The sequence below is a fragment of the Herpetosiphon giganteus genome (genome assembly GCF_016907925.1).
GTDB classification, from domain to species: Bacteria; Chloroflexota; Chloroflexia; order Chloroflexales; family Herpetosiphonaceae; genus Herpetosiphon; species Herpetosiphon giganteus.
Map to the genome: position 1 here is coordinate 11610 of NZ_JAFBCZ010000046.1, position 20757 is coordinate 32366.

General features: G+C 49.9%; 10 protein-coding genes. All 10 read right to left on the reverse strand.

Features of this window, described 5'->3' with window-relative positions:
• Nucleotides 1–34: 34 nt before the first annotated feature.
• Nucleotides 35–10882, reverse strand: a complete 10848-nt coding sequence (locus tag JOD20_RS24930) for a polymorphic toxin-type HINT domain-containing protein (RefSeq protein ID WP_204757882.1) — start codon at nt 10880–10882, stop codon at nt 35–37.
• A gap of 378 nt (nt 10883–11260) precedes the next feature.
• Nucleotides 11261–11716, reverse strand: coding sequence for a type II toxin-antitoxin system VapC family toxin (locus tag JOD20_RS24935; protein WP_204757883.1), 456 nt, complete (start codon nt 11714–11716; stop codon nt 11261–11263).
• Nucleotides 11713–11928: a hypothetical protein gene (locus JOD20_RS24940; RefSeq protein WP_204757884.1), complete on the reverse strand. Its 216-nt coding sequence runs from the start codon at nt 11926–11928 to the stop codon at nt 11713–11715. The genes JOD20_RS24935 and JOD20_RS24940 overlap by 4 nt, the downstream gene beginning before the upstream one ends.
• A 12-nt stretch (nt 11929–11940) precedes the next feature.
• Complete coding sequence (locus JOD20_RS24945) at nt 11941–12522, reverse strand: recombinase family protein (RefSeq protein ID WP_204757885.1); 582 nt, start codon at nt 12520–12522, stop codon at nt 11941–11943.
• Between the two features lie 505 nt (nt 12523–13027).
• Nucleotides 13028–14617, reverse strand: a complete 1590-nt coding sequence (locus JOD20_RS24950; protein ID WP_204757886.1) for a B12-binding domain-containing radical SAM protein — start codon at nt 14615–14617, stop codon at nt 13028–13030.
• Complete coding sequence (locus JOD20_RS24955; RefSeq protein WP_204757887.1) at nt 14614–14859, reverse strand: S1 domain-containing protein; 246 nt, start codon at nt 14857–14859, stop codon at nt 14614–14616. Before JOD20_RS24955 ends, JOD20_RS24950 begins: the two co-directional genes overlap by 4 nt.
• 77 nt (nt 14860–14936) lie before the next feature.
• Complete coding sequence (locus tag JOD20_RS24960) at nt 14937–17504, reverse strand: SUMF1/EgtB/PvdO family nonheme iron enzyme (protein WP_204757888.1); 2568 nt, start codon at nt 17502–17504, stop codon at nt 14937–14939.
• A 13-nt stretch (nt 17505–17517) separates the two neighbouring features.
• The gene (locus JOD20_RS24965; protein ID WP_204757889.1) at nt 17518–18738 is read right to left on the reverse strand and encodes a patatin-like phospholipase family protein; all 1221 of its coding nucleotides are present in this window, start codon (nt 18736–18738) and stop codon (nt 17518–17520) included.
• Nucleotides 18739–19229: 491 nt separating this feature from the next.
• On the reverse strand, nt 19230–19472 hold the full coding sequence (locus tag JOD20_RS26620) for a hypothetical protein (protein WP_239584071.1): 243 nt from the start codon (nt 19470–19472) through the stop codon (nt 19230–19232).
• 473 nt (nt 19473–19945) lie between these two features.
• Complete coding sequence (locus JOD20_RS24975; RefSeq protein ID WP_204757890.1) at nt 19946–20440, reverse strand: hypothetical protein; 495 nt, start codon at nt 20438–20440, stop codon at nt 19946–19948.
• Nucleotides 20441–20757: the final 317 nt, after the last annotated feature.

Below are 20757 nucleotides of genomic sequence, written 5' to 3' on the forward strand. Positions count from 1 at the left end.
CTCCTTGTGCAATTATGATCGAGGATTCCATTCATTACGGCATATATGGATATGCCGTAATAAGCACATCAGTTCCTTGTTTGAAAATCATTTTCATGTATGTCTCACCGTTTGTCCCGATGGCACGCCCCATTGGGACAAGAAAAGCACCAGGATCGCCGGGTATTGCTGTGATGCCCTGTTCTTTTAGAATTCTAAATCCTTCGTCTAATAAGTCATAGAGATAGGCAGAATTTTCGACATCAAAAACGGTATGAGTCTTTTTAACCTTTGTAACCTTTTTAGTAGCAGGGTCTACAATACGTTCCCATTCATCAAGATGATCCCATGTATGCCTTAAAAAATTACCATGTTTAGCACTTTCATCAAGGAGTAACCCAGATTTGGTGCGAAAGTGATTACATCCTACATTATGGACAAGAATTCCTGCCTGGCCAATAGTATAGGTATGGAGCGTATCCACCGTGAAGTTGTAGACCATGACAGGCTGCAACTCCACGCCCACATCGACGACGATAATGGTATAACCCGCATCGCCCAGCAATCGATCGCCAACGCGCAACTTGCCGGCATCGATCCAGCCGCGCCCATAGACCCAGAACGGGTGATGGTCGGTGGCCTGAATCTGTTCCTGCGCAAGCCCCAGCGTATCGGTGAGCGGCTGAACGGTCAGTTCAATTACGAGTGTGGCGGTATGCGCCGTCGTCCACGTAATCGAATAATAGCCTGATTGTTGGGTTTGGGGATCGATCGCCCAGACCGTATCGCCCACCACCAGGGTTTCAATCGGCACCAGTCCATGACTACTCTCAACGAGCGTACCTGCCACAAAGCTATTGCCCGGCACACAAGGAAGGTCATCCGCCACTTGCAATAGGGCATCAGCATCATCGACCTGCTCAACGCTATGGGCCACATCGGCAGCGTCATCTATGGTGTCTGCGGTATTATCCAGGGCCTTGCCCGCAGCGGCCAATTCATCGCTAGCATCAACGAATTCATCGACATGGTAGAGGGCATCGGCGACCTCATCGACATGATCGAGTTGGTTAACAACCGCCTTGCCACCGCTGGAATACCCGCCACCCGGCAGAAAGATGCCCGCAATCCAAAGCGCTCCCGTTGCAACTTTCTCCCACCCACTGACACACGGATCGAGCAGGGTATCAACGGTTGTATACGCATCATAAATCGAGATCCCCGTTTCGATGACGGCCCACGCACCCAACAGGAACGGGATGATGTTGCCGCTGGGATCAGTATGCCACGCCGGGCTATTATGCGCATAGGTGTATTTATGCAGGGATTGTGGACTGGTCGGAATGCCGGTAAAGCTATCTTGTTGGAGAAAGCGGCCTGTCGCTGGCATGTAATGGCGCGCGCGTAGATAGACCGTGCTATCGTGGCCCATCAACTCGCCGGTATAACCTAGGCGATTATTGCTCAGTCCCGTTTGGCTGCGGATCGTGCCCCAGATGCTGAAATGGGTGCGTTGCATCTCTGCGCCCGTCGGGGTAATTAAGGCCCGAATCGTGCCTTGGGCATCGAGTTGGGTATAGGTCACGAGCCACGGTGCCGTGTGCTGGCGTTCGCGGACGGCGTGGACCCCTTCCGGCCCATAGGCATACTGGGTTTCAACCCCATTGGAGGCTTGCGTGCCGAGCAAGCGGGGTAAATCACCCGTTTCATCCCAGAGGAACAGCGTGTGGGTAACCGCGAGGCCATGGGTGATCGTTTCGGTGACCAGCGTGCCCCAGCCGTTATAGCCATACGCGACCGTCATCGTCGTGCTCTGGGTTTGACGCAGGCGGTTGGCCCCATCATAGCTATAGCGCGTTTGGCCATCGTCAAGCAGATTGCCCGCCTGATCATAGGTGAAGCCCAGCACCTGATCCGCCGCATCGTAGGTGTGGGTGGTTGCGGATATCCCATCGTGCAGGCGGTTGCCGACCGCATCGAGGATATAGTGCTGGCTGCTCGCTGGTACGTGCGCCAGCGCACTGGTTTGGGTCACGGCGATGACGCGCTGACGCGCATCATAGGCCACCTGGGTCGTCAGCGCCTGCCCATCCAGGGTTTCGGCCAGCATGGTTGGCAAGCCCACCGAATCACGGGTATAGGTCAGGTCAGTATCCGGGCCATAGCGAATCTGGAGCAGCGCACCATCAGCCCGATAGGTCTGGGTGGTCTGCTGCCCAAGCGCTGACCGATTCATGGCCGTGACCGCGCTAGTCGCACCGCGATAGGTATACTGGGTTGTCGGCGCATTCCATGCGGTCATGGCAGTTGTCCGGCCCATGGGATCGCGCGTCGCCACTACACTGCCCGTGCCCCAATAGTCGGTGCTGACACTGTGCTCATTGGGGGCAATCGTTCGCGTGATCGTCCTGCCGTTCTGACTCCGCGTGGTCATGCGCTCTAAAGCGTCATAGCCATAGGTGGTCAGGCCGCTGCCATCCACCATCGCGATCACCGAGTTGGTGGGATTGTAGCCATAGTTGACGGCTGGCGTGCCATCGGAATAGGTGATGGTCACGACCCGTCCGGCCGAATCGTAGGTATAGGTGGTCACCACCCCACGCGGGTCGGTGACCGTGGCCCGTTCACCCCGTGCCGTGTAGGTGATCGTCGTACAGCGCTGAAGACCATCGCAGATCTGTGCTGGCTGGTTCAGCAGCGTGTACTGGGTGGTGCGGACATGGCCATTGGCATCGGTGATCGCCACCGTATTGCCCACCGCATCGTAGCCAATCAGGGTTTCCACATTCGTGGTCGTGGTTCGTGGGTGCCCCGGCTGTGCATGCTCAATCACCGCAATCACGCGGCCTGCGGCATCATGGCGATAGCCGGTCACCACCCCATTCGCATCGATTTCCCGGTTCACATTGCCAACGGTATCATAGCCCGTCTGGGTGGTGAATTGGCCAGCGGTGGTGACCGCCGTGGTGCGGCCAAGCTGATCGACCGCCGTCGTCGTGGTAATACCCAAGGTATCCGTGATCAGACTGGGGTTTCCGCGTGCATCATAGGCGGTCGCGGTGCTAAAGCCCATGGACGTGCTGGTTCCCACCGTGCGGCCCACCGCATCATACTGGGTCTGCGTGACCAGCCCGAGGGTATCGGTGACCGTCGCCAGCCGACCCATGGCATCATACTGATAGGTGGTCACTTGGCCGAGGGGATTGATCGCGCGAATCCGCTGCCCCAGCACGTTATAGCTGGTGCGACTGACCAAGCCACGCGGGTTGGTCATCGCCACGGTGTTTCCCATGGCATCATACTGATAGCGCGTGGTATGACTCAGCGGGTTGGTGGTCGCGACAACACGCCCAAGCTGATCATAGCTGGTGACGGTCGCAAACCCCAACGGATCGGTCACGCGAATCGCACGGCCCACGGCATCACGGGTCGTGTATGTGGTGTGCGCCAAGGCATCGGTGCTGGCAATCACCCGACCTGCCGCATCATACTGCGTCCGCGTGGTAGCACCGCGCGCATCGGTGACCGCAATCGAACGGCCTGCATCATCATAGGTATAGGTGGTGACCGCCCCAAGCGTATCGGTTATCACCCGCAGGCGTTGCAGACTATCGAATTGCTGATAGGTGGTCGCGCTCAACGCCGTGGTTATGGCAATCCGATTGCCAAAGAGGTCATAGCGATAGCGGGTCGTTGCCCCCATCGCATCGGTTTCCGCCACCACCCGGTCATAGCCATCATACGCCGTGGTATTGGTCGCCCCGGTCGCATCCGTCGTGGTGATCGGTTTACCGGCCCCATCGGTAGCCGTCGTCGCCGCCACCACGCCCAGTGGATCGATGTGCTGGATGGGTTGCCCCGTCGCTCCATCGTAGATGGTGGTGCTCGTTCCGGCGGGAGTGGTCGTGCTGACCAAACGGCCAGATCCATCGTACGTATAGCTAGTCACCATCCCAAGGGCATTGGTGACCGCCGCCGTTTGACCAAGCGCGGTATAACCATAGCTGGTCACCCCACCGAGTGGATTCTGCTCCTGCTGCTTGAGCCCTGCCGCCGTATAGGTATAGATCGTGGTGGCCCCAAGGGCATCGATCGTCTTCCGCAACTGGCCCGTGGTGGGATCATAGACTGAGTAGGTGGTTGCGCCCGTGCCATCGGTTTGGGCAATCAGTTGGCCAAGTGTGTTATAAGTCATGGTCGCAACCACACCGAGCGGATTCGTTATCGAGGACGTAAGCCCCAACGCATTATAGCCATAGGTCGTGGTTTCACCGAGCGGGTCTGTGGTACTACGCACCCGTCCTTGCGGATCATAGGTCAGGGTTGTGGTCAGAATCCGCTGTTCTTCCAGCAACCACCGCCCGGTTGCCGCCACCAGCCGCGTGCCGGGTACGTAGGCATACGTCGTTTTGGCGCGCAGGGTATTGGTATGGTCATAGGTCGCTTCCGCCGTTACCAGATCAGGAAACTGCGGATCGGCATACGAGCGCTGGATATAGAGATCATCGGTGGGATCTGCCATCACGCCAAAGACATCGGTGTAGATCGGCTGTCCATTGGCATTGTAGATATAGCCGGTTTGGCGGAACTCATACGAGCCAGCCCGCAACTCGGCCCGCACATCTTCAAAGGCCGCAGGAACCTCAAGGCGCTCAACGCCCGATGGCAGCATGCGTGCTTGGAAGTTGCGCACCGTTTTGTGGCAATACTCGGTCGTGGCCACCATTGCCCGTTGCCGTTGTTCTTCGGCATCGCCCGGGTTACATCCACTCTTATAATTGGTTGCTTGGTATGGGCGCTCAAGATGATAGCGTTCAAAGAGTGCCCGATTATAACAATCGCGTTTCACTCGTTCGCGGGTGAGCGTTTCATCGGAAAATACCCGCGGCAATGCATCAACGTCAGGTGAAACCGTTAATTCGTAGGAATAGTGAAGATATTTATTGACGGTTTGGTCAAGAGTCGCGGTATCACACGATGGTTCTGTATTGTTAGCTCCGCGTGCTCCTGTTGACGGAAAGAACCAGTCCAGCTCAGCGGCGGTTGGTGTATGCAATTCAGCCTGCACCATATAGGCAGGATTGCGGGTCTCCATGCGCTGATAGCGATAGGCGGTTTGGGTTGCGCCATTCAGACTGATCGTGCGCAGGTGATAGCCTTCCCCAGCGACTTCAGGCGGCGTGTAGGTGAAGGCCATGGTTGTGCGGGCCGTCGCGTTCCCTAAAGGATGCTCAGCGATGGTTGCGAGTAACAAGCGGGTACGGTCGCCATCAACCGCGCTGGTATAGCCAAAACGATATTGGCGAGCAACCTGTCCTGCCACCCGGGTTTCGAGCATCGCAAGCCGTTGGCTAGTGTAAAACAGGTCGGTGGGACGCTGATCACTGCCGATCCCGTTCGCGGTTCGGGATTCATAGCTGAACACGACCTCTGCCGTCGGTGCAATCCCATGCTGCGGGTTGCCACCCCAGGTCACGCGCAGCGGATAGCCAGCCCGTTCATACGGTGCTCCCGCATGGGTTGCGGTCTCGGTGGCATACGTCCATTGTTGGCGATTGCCCAGCAAATCCGTCACATGGTCAAGATTCCAGCGCCAGTGGTGGGCTGTCCCCGTGGCATCCCGCATGCGCCACGCGCTGCTGGGGGTTGCGCCAAATTGCCAGGTACGACCTTGCATATCGGTCATGACCCAGTGCCAGCCGCCATCGACCCCGTGGCTCGCGCCGGTTTGACGGGTAATTCGTAAATCCCAGCCATCGAGGTCACTACTTTGGGCGCTTTGGCGATCAAGCTGATAGGTCGTATCGCCCAATGTCCAATCATGAACGAGCCGCCAGAGGCGACCATGCCAGAGTAAGGCATAGCTATCATCGGCAGGGTCGCTGGGGGTCAGGTCAGGCAAACGCAGGACGGCATACTCTGGGATAGCCACCCCTGCACCGGCCAACGATCCTTGGTGATCCCGAGCGAGGTCGGTTAAGGCACTTTGGGCGTGCAGTGACCAATCCAATGGCTGCATCGGGCCAGTTGGGAGCAGCAGAGGAATGGGCTGCGAACTGGAGCCATTCTGCTCAATCCGGTCATACGAGAGGAGTGCAGGCGGCAGCGCGGGTTGCGTTAGGTCATCCACCACGGGTGGGACGACCACGATACTATCACTACTGACTGAGATCACCCCTGCTGGCGACCGATACATCGCAAACACCCGCTGTTCACCAGGACCGGAAGGGAGTTTCCATGGGATAGAGATCGGACGGGTAACAGTCCATTCCGTACTCATATCCCCACCATCATCCAGATCAGGATACACGGTTCCGAGGGTGACGGTATAGGGAATCCACGTGGGGGTAAAGATCGGACTATGACCAAGCGCCACACTCCAGCCAGGCTCCAGAATGGGTGACCCAAGAATAGGAGGGCTGAATAACACATGCACATCGCGGCTCGTCGTCGTGAGGGCCTCGGTATTGATAAAGATTGGATAACTATGCTCTTGATAACCGATCACTAAGGCACCGCGATAACTACCGAGCGATGGTCCTACATCACGAGCAAACCGATGCAAGATGCCATGACGGTGGCGCTTACTGCCCATCCATGCATTAACAGCTTGCTGGGGTCCATAATAAACGCTTCCCCCACCATACCCCAACTCGCCTGCATACGCATTTATGCCATTTTCATAGTTAAAGCGTAAGGCGCGATCATGAGGCCAACTGCCATCACTACCCTGATGCCCAAGGAATCCATGCTCTGTCATATCTTGGACTTGTGTATAGGCTGCTTTTCGTAATCGATCATCATACTTGAACGGAGCAAGTCCCTGCTTCAGTCGTTCTTGATTGACGAGCCTTAACATTTCTCGATCATCGTCGGTAGCAAATCCATAGGCTTCGTCCACGTCATCTGGTTGGAGCGAGAAAAGTTCTTGGGTGGCGATTAATGCCACTTCATAGGTATCAATGCCAGAGAAATCATTGGTGAGGTGTACGACATAGCCATCACGATACCGCCCATCACGCAAGGCGATAGAACGGAGATCAAAGGTTTGGCTAATGGTGTTGGTTTCATAGCGCACCGTGGGCGAAATAAAACGCGTAGCGTTTGGGTATTGTTCATCGAAAAATTCTACCGTATCGTAGATTTTCGGATGGCGAATGACCAGTTGATAACTTTGATGCGGCAACGTTTGAATCCGGAACCAATCGTTTCCATTAATCGTTGTGCGGGTATACCATTGATTCGCGGTCAACAATGGAGCGGTGGCTTGGGTACGAATCGGATCACTCAGTGGCGCTTGGATTTGCTCGACAAGCACACTGTAGGGCCAGTCAGACGTCAACGTTTGAATATTGCCGAGCATGGAGACATGTAGGGTATACCAATTAGTCGTCGCTGCGCGAAACACATACTCTTGAACGCCTCCCAGCGGTGCATCGACACTCATGGCGTAATCATTGCCAAGAATATCAATAAAGGGATAGGTTCCGATGCCTTGACCAAAAATCGTGACCCGATACAGGGCCGTTGCTTCTCCTTGGAACCGGAGATAATCGTGATCAAGATTGCTGCTGAAATTGCCATGATACGGCCGATCGGCCTGAATCACGGTTGCATGGGCGGGATCGTTATTGGGTTCACTCGGGTCACCACAGACATACGAACACGGGGCAATGCCCAGTTGATAGCGCACAATGGGATCATTCAGGCCGGTCTTGACCCGAATATGGTAGGTTTGGCCAGCGGTTAATGGGGCGACAACCTGCTCACCACTGGCAAGCAAGGTTGATCCTGTATACAGTTCGATCTCGGTAATGGCGAAATCCGTCGCCTGATGCAGTTGCAGGTGATAGGTTATCGCCGTGGTTGGTGTGAACTGATACCAATCCTCGTCGAAATCGGGCGTGGTGGTGCAGAGCGTTGCAATGGCACTTAATCCAACCGTTACGGTCGTCGCAGTTGCTGCTGAACTATTGGCTTCATCGCCACACGGATCAACATCCACCATGCGTAAGCGATACTGCATCTGTGCGCCCGCTTGCGGGCTGGTTACGCGCACATAGACCTCGCCGCTGGCGCTGGGAGTCCAAACCGCCCACGTTAGCCCGCCAAGGCGATCACTTAAATACATGGGACCATCGATGGGCTGGTTATACTGATTGCGAAAACTGACTCCCATGCCACGCGCATCGGGATGATCGGATGTCAGCAGTAGGCGATATTCCGTGCCAACCTGAACGCTCAAGCGATACCAATCGTAACGGTCGCTGGCATGGGCACAGAAGGCTCCTGCAAGATCGGCTTGTGCGAGCAGTTGCGCCTCAGCAACACTATCATCCAATGGTTGCCCTGTATCCCGGCAGGCACTGCTGTTGATGGTGAGCGTATAGTACGGCATGTATGCGCGGGTTAGATCGGTTCGGCGTAACTGAATATAGAGTGGTTCATCCGCAACCGCGAGAAAGGTCAGGCGTGGAGTGCGGGATATCGCCGTGATCGTGGTATTGGGATGAACAAGCGTTTGGGCATCACCACGATACACCCGCACATCGGTTGTATAATCAGCACTCAGGTCGCTAAGCGCAAGGCTATACCATGTTCCTGCCGTCCCATTCACGGTATACCAATCTTCATCGCCGCGACAAAACGATCGCCGCGTTGGCATGCCCAGCGTAAGTACTTCGGCTTGCGGGGCACTATTATTGGCGGTTTCGGTGGCAGTACAGCTGATATTTTGATCGGTATGTTCATGAGAAAGACTAACTTGGTAGTAGAATCCGGCTGGTTGCTGACGGGTTGGAAATGAGCTAATCCGGAGAAAATAGGTTCCCTTGTCAGGCACAACCACGCTCACGGCTGAACGCCACGAGAAGGAAACACTATACAGATGCTCCGGTGATTCAGCATCATCGTTTTGCGCCAACAGGGTTCCTTGGGCATCGTACACTGCAAGCACGGTATCAACCCCAGGATAGAGGTTGCGGGTATTGATCATATAGGCCCCACCAGCGACCCCCTGAAAAGCGAGCCAATCCACATCATCACGTGCGCAAAATGCCTGCGTGAGCGTGGTTCCCAAGTGCAATTCCGTTGCTTGGGCTTGGCTATTATTCGGTTCATGCGGGTCAACACACTGGGTCATTGATGCTCGTGGTACGACCGGCGTTGGTGAGGTACTGGCAATCGGGAACGGCTCCCACGCAATAGGGGTGATCGCCGGCGGTACTGCGGTGCTGGTTGCACTTGGGGGAGCAGTCACCACGGGCGTTACCGTGCTGATCGGCGTGGCCGTGGCCGGCACGGTGGTGCTGACCGCCCATAAGACAGCAGCATCAAACAAGGCCCAGCCCTCGGCGGTTGCCACCAGCGGGGTATCATCATTGAAAAAGAACCCGACCCGCCGCGCAGGGGCGGTGGCGCTCACCATAACAGATCCTTGGTCATAGCCAAAAATGACCGCTTTGGGCGTAGTACTGGAAGTTCCAGCAATCCGCACCGCATTGCTATTCGGGCTGCCATAGGGCATGGCGCGGCCAGCACTCATCACGCTGACACTGCCACTCAAGCCAGCCGCCATGGGATGGCTGGGATTTTGGATCGTCAGCGTTGTTTGGCTGGCGGTCGTGCCATAATCCGTGCCCAAGGTGGTACTGGTCATCCCCATTTCAACATCGTAGAGGCCATTTTCCCAGAGCATCACCGGCACAGCAACATCCCGAAAGGTGCTGCCAATCGTGCTCGAGTTGACCGTCGCGGAGATTAAGACCAAGCGTTTGCCGTTTGCGCTACTGCTGCTGGCGGCACTTTGGACCACGGTGGTAACATCATATCCAAGGCTGGTCAATTGCTGCACAATGCGGGCATCTGCGGAACCGGTTGCTGGCGTGCTGCCTACAATCAGGACAACGGGGCCACCATGGCCGTGGGTTGGAACCGTCGTTGGAGTCGCCGCGGTGGTTGGGTGGGGCGTTGAACTGGGAGGGGGAAGCGTAGGGGTTGCGGACGGGGCAGACGTTGGAATCGCCGTTGGGGTTGCCGACGAAACCGTGGTTGCGGTGCTGGTTGGCGGACCAGTCGTGGCCGTTGGGCTGGCGGTGGCTGTTGCAGGCATACTCGTTGGCGTGGCCGTTGGAAGCGACGTGCCTGATCCGGCAGCCCAAGCGACTGCGGCATCGAAGATAGTCCAGCCATCGGTCGTTAAATCTAAGGCGGCGGTGGGATCGAGAAAGAAGCCAACCCGCCGGGCAGGCGCAACCCCCGTCACCATCGTGGCACCCGTGTCGTAGGCAAAATACATCGCGCGGGTTGTCCAGCCCGAAACCGTCGCAATCGACGCAACGGCACTACTGCCACGCCCAAAGGGCATTTTGTGCGCGGTTGCAAAGATCGTTACCGGCGAACTTAACCCTGCGGCTAAGGGATGCAGCAGATCGGTTAACACGAGTTGGGTCGTACTCGGACTACTATCATAGCCATAATCCGGGCCATTCCCCGTGCCCGTCATCCCCAAATCATCATAGATGGCATGTTCGTTGACAATCATCGGGACGGCACTGGTCGCAAAGGTCGATCCAATTTTCCCCGAATCAACGGTGGCCGAAACATAAATTAAGGCCTTGCCATTGGCATCTGCGAGGGTTTCTTGATCATGGTTTTTGCGAACAACCGTATACTGTGTTGCTAAACGCGCAGCAATCGCATCATCCGCAGCGGAGGCGGCGGAGCCGGTCAAGAACAGCACGGTTCCTGCCGATTGCGTCACCGGTCGCGCTGCGTTGAGGAGTGCGTCCGATGCAGGAGGAGTGGTACGGGCCGCAGCAACGTCCGCGCGCGGCAGGAGATTGGTGAACAGCGAACACAACGTTAAGACAGCAGTAAACCGCCGCCAGACACGGGTTTTCATAGGGACTTCCTCTTCTACTCTGAGAACGATCACTCTACTTATCTCTCAGAGGCTAGGCCCGATTATCGTTGATTATTCTGCTGGTTGTCAAGTCGTCGCATGCTGGCCAGCATCCTGGAGTCATACGCCGTCGATCTGAACCGCTCCCATCCAAGCAATGCAGTTACCCCATGAGCGTCCATGGAATGAGAACAACCCGCGTATTGGGTGTATGGTACGAAAGAACAGGGGACGAATGCCAGCGAATCATAACAGTCGTTGACCCAACGTCGCGCGCCGATAACGAGGCGTAGCGGGCCGTGCGCATTCATTCGCTGTTCAGAATACGCAAATAGGTTCATGAGGGGTCGTTTTTCGCCACATGGATATGATACCTATTTAGGGTGCATGATTCGCCAAGTCAGCAACCACCAGCACCGCAATCTCCGTAATGCGCTGCAACGCAAAATCGTTGGTTAAAAAGGCATCACAGCCCGCATCGATCGCGGTTGCTACCTGCAATGCGTCGGGAGTCCGCAATCGATACTGCGCGCGCAGGGTGGCCGCCAACTCGGCAATGGGAGCCGTAATTGGCACTGTTGTCAGCGCCGCCGTCTGATAAAACAGCGTGCGATACTGCTGAACAAGGGCGCTTTGCTGGTGTTGAAGCGGCTTCATCAGGGTTTCGGTAAGCGTTAAGACCGAGGTAATCCCATGGATTCGATCGGGGGCAATCTGCTCCATAATGACGCGCAGCGTCGGCAGGTACTCGGGATGCCCTTCCGTATAGTAAATCAGGGGAGCCGTATCGAAATACAAGCGCCGAATCGATGTAAGGGTTGCCAATACACTCATAGAGGTCGCTCCCAGGCATCCCGTAATCCATCCACATACGTTTGCGCATCCTCACCCGTGGCAAGGGCAGCGGCAAAGCCGGCCATATCTGCCAGCCGGAGCAGCGGTTGTTGTGGAGGCACATCGAACGAATCGACTAAGAATTTCATGAGTTCTTTGCGTTCTTGGACGCTTAAGGTTTGGACTTGTTCAAGAATTGCAACAAGGCTCATCACATCCTCCGGTTATTCAGGAATTGGTTCGGTTGCCCGATGCTGGCGCAAATACTGATAGAGGGTTTCGCGGCTAATGCCGACTTCACGGGCTAAGACCGTTTTGGATTCCCCAGCGGCAGCACGCGTGACAACCTGGGCAATCACTGCAGGGGTGAGGGCTTTCTTGCGACCTTTGTAAACCCCACGCTGCTTGGCCATGGCGATGCCTTCGCGCTGGCGTTCACGGATCAAGGCCCGCTCAAATTCGGCGACCGCGCCAAGCATCGAGAGAATCAGCGTCGCCATGGGGGAATCATTGCCCGTAAAGGTCAAGTGCTCCGTCACAAAGTGAAGTGCCACCCCGCGTTGCGTCAGCGTCTGCACGACCTGGCGCAGATCATCAAGGTTCCGAGCCAGGCGATCCATACTATGGACGACGACGGTATCACCGGATCGCACAAAGGCGAACAACGCCACTAACTGCGGGCGATTGCGATCCTTCCCAGACGCATGCTCGGTAAAGACCCGATCAAGGGTCTGGCCGTCGAGCTGCCGATCGGGATGCTGATCGCTGGTGCTGATCCGAATATAGCCAACCCGTTGTCCTGCCATCCGCTGCTCCTTGAGTAGCAATCTGTCAGGATAGAGTCTAAGACCATTACGAAGAATTGTCAATAAATGACAAAAATAACCCTATTCTGACGCTGGATTGGCAGGAATCTGACATCAGGATAGGGTATACCATCCAGTCCACGATTAAAGAGTGGATAGGTAATGAGGTGTCCAATGAAGCCTACACAAAGGCTACTAAAAAACCAAAACAAGGTTCCAAACCGCCGCTCCGTTATCATGGCTTGGAGTAAAAACAGGACGCTATAGAAGATGATGGAATCGATCATCACCATTCTTGGCCCATAGCTACTTGATATAACGAAAAACGCGATTGGGAATCAAAAATGGTTACGAAAAGACCCGCAGAGGGCTTCAAAGCCGACGCTCTACAAATATCTCGCCGATGCGTCCACAGCAGGAACTGCCAACGCCTGAGGTGCATGACCCCGACTTTTTTGTGGTCTCCATGATGCTGATACACCAGAGAACGATCAAACAACGATTGTCAGATGGAACCCAATTCACGCAGAATAAAATTCGAGCATAATTTTTTCAAGGCACTTTCGGTTTCGGTTAATGAGCTTTTCGAGAGCAGAGAATGATAGAGGCCTTTTACTAACCCCAATCGCTGTTCGGAAAAAGATGCGAGAGACTGGATACCAATCGATTGACAATAAGTGATACGATTTCTGGCTAGGGTTCGTAATAAACGAAATCCCAATGCTCTTATTCCAAATATAAAATAAACATAAACTCCATTGAACGATCCAACTCTTTCCATATTCCTTGCTAATCTATAGATATTTTCTATATCTTTGTACCATTCACTACAAAGTTGTGCTATCTCACTGATTAAGTGATCAGAATACTCGTAGTTATATAACATAGAATTAGGATTATAATTCTTAACCATTTCTGATCTTATTAACAAACGAAGATAATTCGATCCTTTTTGTGGGCGAAGTTGATGGAAAAGGGAACCAACATTTGCCCAGAGCCCAGATTCATCAAGTCTATCGAGATTCTCAATCAACTCACTAGGATTCATGAGTGGATCAAATAGGATATAGCCCATCTCAAAGCCAATACCAAGATTTTGTATGACTTGTACTGATTTTATACAATCATCCGCATTTACTCCTTTGGCATAGCGTTTTAATTGTGAATTTGATAAAGATTCAATTCCAATAAATACTAAATACAAACCAGATTTACGCAGAAGTTCAAATAATTGACGTCTCTGTTCATTCTCTGCAAACGTTCCTTGTGGGTTAAGAATATTATCAGCGCGAACAGATAAAGAGAATTGGATATCACGAATGTTTGATAGTGATTCAGCTAAATCTTGCGCACTTCCTAAATCATTTCCAATAAAATCTTCATCAGTAAAAGTAAAAGAGGTTTTACCTTTGGATTTAAGAATCAGAATATCTTCTATAATCTGCTCTATAGGTCTACGAGACCAAGCATGATCTCGTTTCTTATCTCTGGGCTGACGAGTACAAAAAGTACATATATCGTGCTGACAGCCGCGACTTGCTTCTACTCTAGGAAAATATAAATGACTATTCCATCGAAGTGGGTTGATTATTTTATCTGGCCATATAATAGGTGTAAAATGCAACTCATGATCTTTTAAAAAACATAAACTTGGTATTTGCTCCAAAGATAAAGATTTATTTAAAAAATAATCAATTAACTGTACAAAAGAATCCTCTCCCCAGCCTCTTACGATAATAAGTCTAGGAAACATTTGAAGAAACATTTCTGGGGAATGTGTGGGCAATGCATGCCCTAAAATAATGTTTGCATCAGGTAGATTTTGGTATATATTTCGTAATAAATCGATCGCAAGATCAAAAGTAGATTGCGGAATAGATAAGCCGATTAAAATAGGATTCTGAGTGAGCATTATTTCAATAATATTTTCTTTGTATTCTGAACTATCTTTTATACTTAAAGTTTGCATATTTATGTTTAAACTAGGAAAACTTTGCAATGCTGCTGCTGATAGGATTTCTATTGATAATGGTTCGGCATCTGGTGGTTGAAGATTGCCATACAATTGAATTAAGCTAATATTTGTATTTTTCATAATACTTCCTGTGAATCTGACTTTATTATCCTTATTTCTACCGCACACATACCTATAAGACTTTGTTCAGCTATATATTCAACTGGTAGACCAGAAGTAAGTATTTCTATGTCATCGTCTATATCTGAAACGTCGAAGCGGATATCATCTTCATCGAAGATATCCGATCTAATAACCCCCATACCTTTGCCTAGATTAAACCAAAGTATGATACCTTTCTTCCATTCCGAAGTATTATTCATTAATTGCTCCTATTAGATATTTTATAAATCAATATAGTATATGTATTGAGCTTTAGAGCATTATTTCTTTTGATATTTCATTTTACACAGCGGAAGCCAATAACAGCATAATCTGCGGTTCTTGGGCTAGCATTCCTACATGTACACCGTACAAAGTCCTGATCCCAGCCCCATCCTCCGCCTCGACGGACTTTAAAGTAGTGGCCGTAGTGAGTATCAGCACTACTATGTGCAGGATCATAGGGTTGATACCAATCACTTGTCCATTCAGAAACATTACCCGCCATATCATATACGTTAAATGGGCTTTGACCTGCTGGATAGATGCCTATAGGAGTCGTTCCATTTATATAAACTGCGCTATCAGATGAATTCACATTATAGGGCGAAAAAGCATTTCCCCAAGGCCAATAATAGCCTGTCGTTCCTCGCGCAGCTTTCTCCCACTCTGCTTCTGTGGGAAGTCGACGTCCAGCCCAGCGGGCATAGGCATCTGCCTCAAACCAACTCACTCCTACGACTGGATAGTTCGGTTTGTTAAATCGAGAATCAGTCCAGTAGCGAGGGCAGCGACGACCAGTTTCTATGACCCAAGCCCATCCGTCAATATCCCATAATTCTTTACTCTGGTAGCCTTCAGCTTCGATGAAGGCTTTATATTGAGCATTAGTAACGGGATATACATCTATATCATACGCTTGCAGTCTAATCCTTCGAACAGGACTGTCATTAGCAAATTGATCAAAACCCATAATGAATTCACCCTCATGAATGGTCGTTGTTTTACCAATGCGAGGGTCATTGATTTGTCCGAGAGCTTCTCCCAACTTTATTCTTAATAAAACATCAATAGCTTGATTTTTATCAGATAAAACTTCTGCTATCTCGGCATAGACAGTTTCAAGGATTTTAAAATCAGTAGCTTTTGTTCGGGACAAACATGTGGCAGCAAGATATAACTGGTAACCAAAATCATTTGGATGGAGATTGCGATCACGAATTAGATATTCAACAAATTGATTAGCATCCGCTTGTGATCTTAGTAAAAGCAAATCAAAAATATATAATAAGACATTTTCCCACTTGGTTAATCCAGATCGTTTACTCAGTATTTGCTCTCGGGCTTCAAATGGTAGTTGATGAAGGTAAATTGCGCTTAACACTAGGATATCATTTTTTCTTTTGAACTGATATTTGGGGGGCGTAGATAAACCTATGCAGTTCAGTATATTTGTGTTCTTACATATTTTTGATAATATTTGGACTACCGATTGTCTTGCTCGTTTATTAGAACGGGCGATATCTTCTTCTATTAACCGTTTAGCTCCCACATCGATAAAAATCTCTGAATGGAGAAGGTCTGCTTCTTCACTTTTATCAAATATATCGTATGCCAAATAACTACTCATACTCATAGGGTGATTTATATCATCACTTGAATGCTCAACTTCTATAAAATTATCACTCTTTAGATTGTCCCAATCTCCCAATGTTAGATACAGTATTTTTTCTCGAATTAATGTTTCAGCAACTGGCATAGAGACTGGTTTTATTAAATAATTTAGCACACTAATTATTACAGATAAAGGAGTAGTAATCGTATCATTGAGAGATCTTGATGTGATAATATTTGCAATATCTATAAGAGAAATTTGATTAGATGGAGTACCGATTTTAATTATATTAAAGAGTTTCCTTATTAATTCACCTTGATTACCACGAGATATTTTATCTATAGATGATATATGATAATTCATCTCAGGATTAAATAGATCAAATGATGGATTATCATCACGTATTGTTATTATAGTTTTGGTTAAAGGATATTTTGAAATAAATTCTTCTAACAGTAATATAGTTGTGCGCTGCCGATCTTCTGGGATTTCATGCAGTCCGTCACATAGCAAAATAACAGATGTAGTCATTGTTTCAAATTGAGACCAGGCTTGTATTGGTTCAACAAACCCCTTGATAAATTCAGTTAGTATTTCAATATTAAGTGGTCGTATTGGAGGATCTGAAATATTTAATTCATTTAGAGGTAGATAAATTGGAATATTTTCATAATTCCCTATCGTATCTAGGTCAGATAAGATTATATTACTATATTTAATGAACATATGTTTTAGCAGAGAAGACTTCCCACTACCTAACATACCTAGTATAATAATTCGATCACCATGATCGAATAACTCTTTCCAAGAGATAGCCTTACTCTGCGCTAACAACTCTATTCGATTAATTCCAGCCACGATGGGTTCTAGTGGAATGGGACTTGCCAACGTCGGCTCAACAAAAATTTTATCTAAAGTGGTGGTTAATCTAATTCTTGGTACATACCCATAAAAATCTAGTTTATTTAAATCGGCTGTTTTATTTAAAAAATGAGATCTTATAGTCGATATCGCTATAGCTCTATTATTACTAGAGATATCTGGGCGCATAGATAGCATAGTTTGCCATAAGTATTCTATATTCATTCTTTTTTCATAATACTCTATAATTTCATAGACTTGATCTCGAATACTACTAGATAGTTGATTATAAGAAATATTACCTAGCTTATCACAGAGATCTTTAATTTCGAATCTGTCGAATCTATTTATTAATATATCACGAATACTTTGTTTATCTGGCATGGACATTATAAACCTCCTCTTAGTTATCAATATAGTAATTTAGTATAAGTTTATTATATTGATTTGGATTAATGTGCCCAACTAGCTTAACTAAACGTTTAATCTGTTCTTGTCGATAGGAATAATCAATTAATGTGGAAACTGCATCTCTAAAACTATATTTATAACCAAGATCAGCCTTAATATCAGGAAAGTGATCTGATATTAATTCCCTAAGATCTTGTTCGCTTAATGAATCTATAATATACTTTCGCAAAGATGCTATTTCGAGAGGTTTTCGATCAATCGTAGATGGATTTTTTTGGCTGACGATGGTATTTATCGGATTAGATTGGTTAATTTTATCGATATTTGGAATATTTATACGAGACTGATAGTGTAGGATTGCTATTTCGGCGGCATTCCTGCCTCTTTGGATAAGATCATGTTTTTCGTTTTCTTTTAAATTGAAATTCAAAGAGTCAAACTCTTTGACATCAATAGCAACATCAATATATTTCGGGTTGCTAGTAATATGCGATGGAGAAATGTTGCCATGCATCGTTGCGGCAGATAATGATCTGGATAATACTTCTTTAACATTGGGTTTATCTAAATATGTTATCCCTTTATCGAATCGTACTCCTATTATAGGATATTGATGTTCAGCTGAAATATCTTCAATTAATTCTATAGGCAGGTTCAACACAATTCCACCGTCGACTAGAACTTGCCCTCTATCGCGACGTGGTACCGCAACAAATAACCCAGGGATCGATATCGATGCTCGTACAGCAAAGGCCACACTTGTTTCGGGTTCGCGATGAACATCAAAGATAACCGGTTCCGCATTCGAGTTATTTAAATTACATGCTGTTATAGCTAGGTAAATCCCAGTTTCTTCATATAATTGTTTGAAGTTGATGTCTGGATAGCGATTCATAAACCGTAATGCTATGCGCTCTTTTAACCAATGATAGAATTTGTCACCATCACTCCATCCATCACGTGCACGAAACAAATCAAGCCATTTTTGTGACCGAACAAACTCGGGCCAATTAAGATTACTAAATATATCGATAGCATGGAGCGAGCCATACCCAGCCGCACATAAAGTACCAACAATCGACCCTGCCGATGTCCCAGCTACTGCTACAAAGCGAAAATGCTTCTCTAATACTTGCCAAGCGCCTAGATGCGCCATCCCAAGAGCGCCACCGCCTTGGAAAGCGATACATGCTGGAGGTAAGATTGAATCCATATGTTAACCCCCTTCTGTGCTAAATAATCAATATATCTACTAACCAGGCATAAGCATGAGTATCGAAGCAATAATAATTTTACGCATTTTGATCTCAATCCTCGCACGCCAGCTAGAAGATACGATGACTCTATAGTTTGGGATAGGATAGCCATCACTCAAAAGCAGCTAGCACATTTAGTTTATTGTTTTCAAGTATAGTGGTGATGTCAACTTTTACTATGTTTTCTGCCTGCTGAATCTAGCGCATCAATTCGCGTCGTGTCACACGACGTATGTCAGTGTTGGATACGTACCAGAAAAAGGCGAAGATCTGGCATCACGACCGCTGGCTGGGCCGTGCCAGTCGCCTGGGCAAGTCGTTTCAATTCATCCTCGCGCCCAAACTCGATTCAAAGGGCAGGCGTGAGGCTTGGGGGAGATCGAAACGAGGCGTGGGAACATCCTTCAGCGGAATCGAGGCCAGGGCGGCAAGCGCAGCGGGCAGTGGGTCAATCGGTTGCGGGAGTTGCACCGTGTATCGTGTGATCTGCATGGACATCGCCTATCATGATCGTGGCATTGGTAAAATCATTGTTCTGGCCCAGCAACATCGAGATGGAATTGCCACCGAGCAACGTGGGATGACCAGCAAAGACCGATTCGAGCGCTGTTGTCACGTTTTCGCGATCATACGCAGGGCATTTGACAAGACTGGCATCGACCAAAACGGCAATGAGGGCTGGCAATTTCATGGGGAACTCCTCACACGGCGCTTAAACTGAGGGTTTGTTATTAATAGATACTGTTCATCACGATTTGTAGAATGCAGAGCTGAAAAATCACCTGCATGGGTGAGCATTAATCGAATCGCACCCTCGTCAGTCATCATTCAGATCGCCCGTTCGCTGCACTCGTTCGTGGCGAGCTGGGTTACTGCGCTCAACACCCCGAACTGACACAATCAATTATGCTATGGATCGATCGCCTATCCTAACCCCATAATTTCACCCTCTCCAACCTGCCCATCCCACACCATCATTATTCCGCCCGATTAGCCACTATCGCCTGAAGCTGACCAAGCATAGCCTGATAGATCTACGCACGACCGCAATCCGCTCCATCGGCTTGGACTAGGGGATTGCTCGGCGGCGCGTCCATCGTCGGCACGGCATGGGCACGCTGTGACGGCTGAAACAATTCTCACATTGATTCCTCGCAGAATCAATCATACGCTCGCATACCACGGATCGCCTGCGCAAAACGTGGCCAAGTGTCGATTCACCGTGGCTTGGCTGAATGTCCGCGCGCTTTTTCGTGGTGTTGCTGGTTCCTCCGGCGTTTTTGCGCGTTGCTTGGCCGCCGCAGGGAAGCGCTGGGCAATGCCGCTCAGTACCGCAAACATTTCGTCGCTATCACGAAAGGGATACGTACTGAGGAAAAGCGCAATCTGGATGCGGCGCAGGTTCGTGCCTTCCCGCAACCATTCCTCGGTCGTTCGCAATAAGGCTGCCCCTTCATCGCTCGTCCACCAGCTGAGGATTTCATACAACTCCGCCACGACCTTCCATGGCCACGTCTGCGGAATAACGGCATCAAGGCGCTCGGCCAACTGCGCCTCCCCCATATCGTCAATGAGCTGACCAACCAACATCACAACGGTGGACTTGGGACGGTCTTCCTGAATTACATGCAAGGTTTGCGCAATAATGTCTTGCTGCATACATCACCTCCGGCGTTCAGCATCCCTCAATAACACCTGATGATATGCCATCGCGTGTGGTTCGGCAAGGGGAAGAGCATCGTCTGCAGCGACCCTTCAATGATTATACAGCCCGATGCGCAGCACGCGCGATATGACAAAAAACGCGCAGTTCATGGGGTGAACTGCGCGTTCGCCGTTACGTGGCGAGAACGTCGAGGCCCACAGCATACCAAATCAGTGGCGGTGGTTTGTCAAGAAGTGTGCAAAATCAATCTAGCCAGGCATGCGAATTTTACGAAGCTGGAGCGTCCGAACGACCGCATAAAAGAGTAATA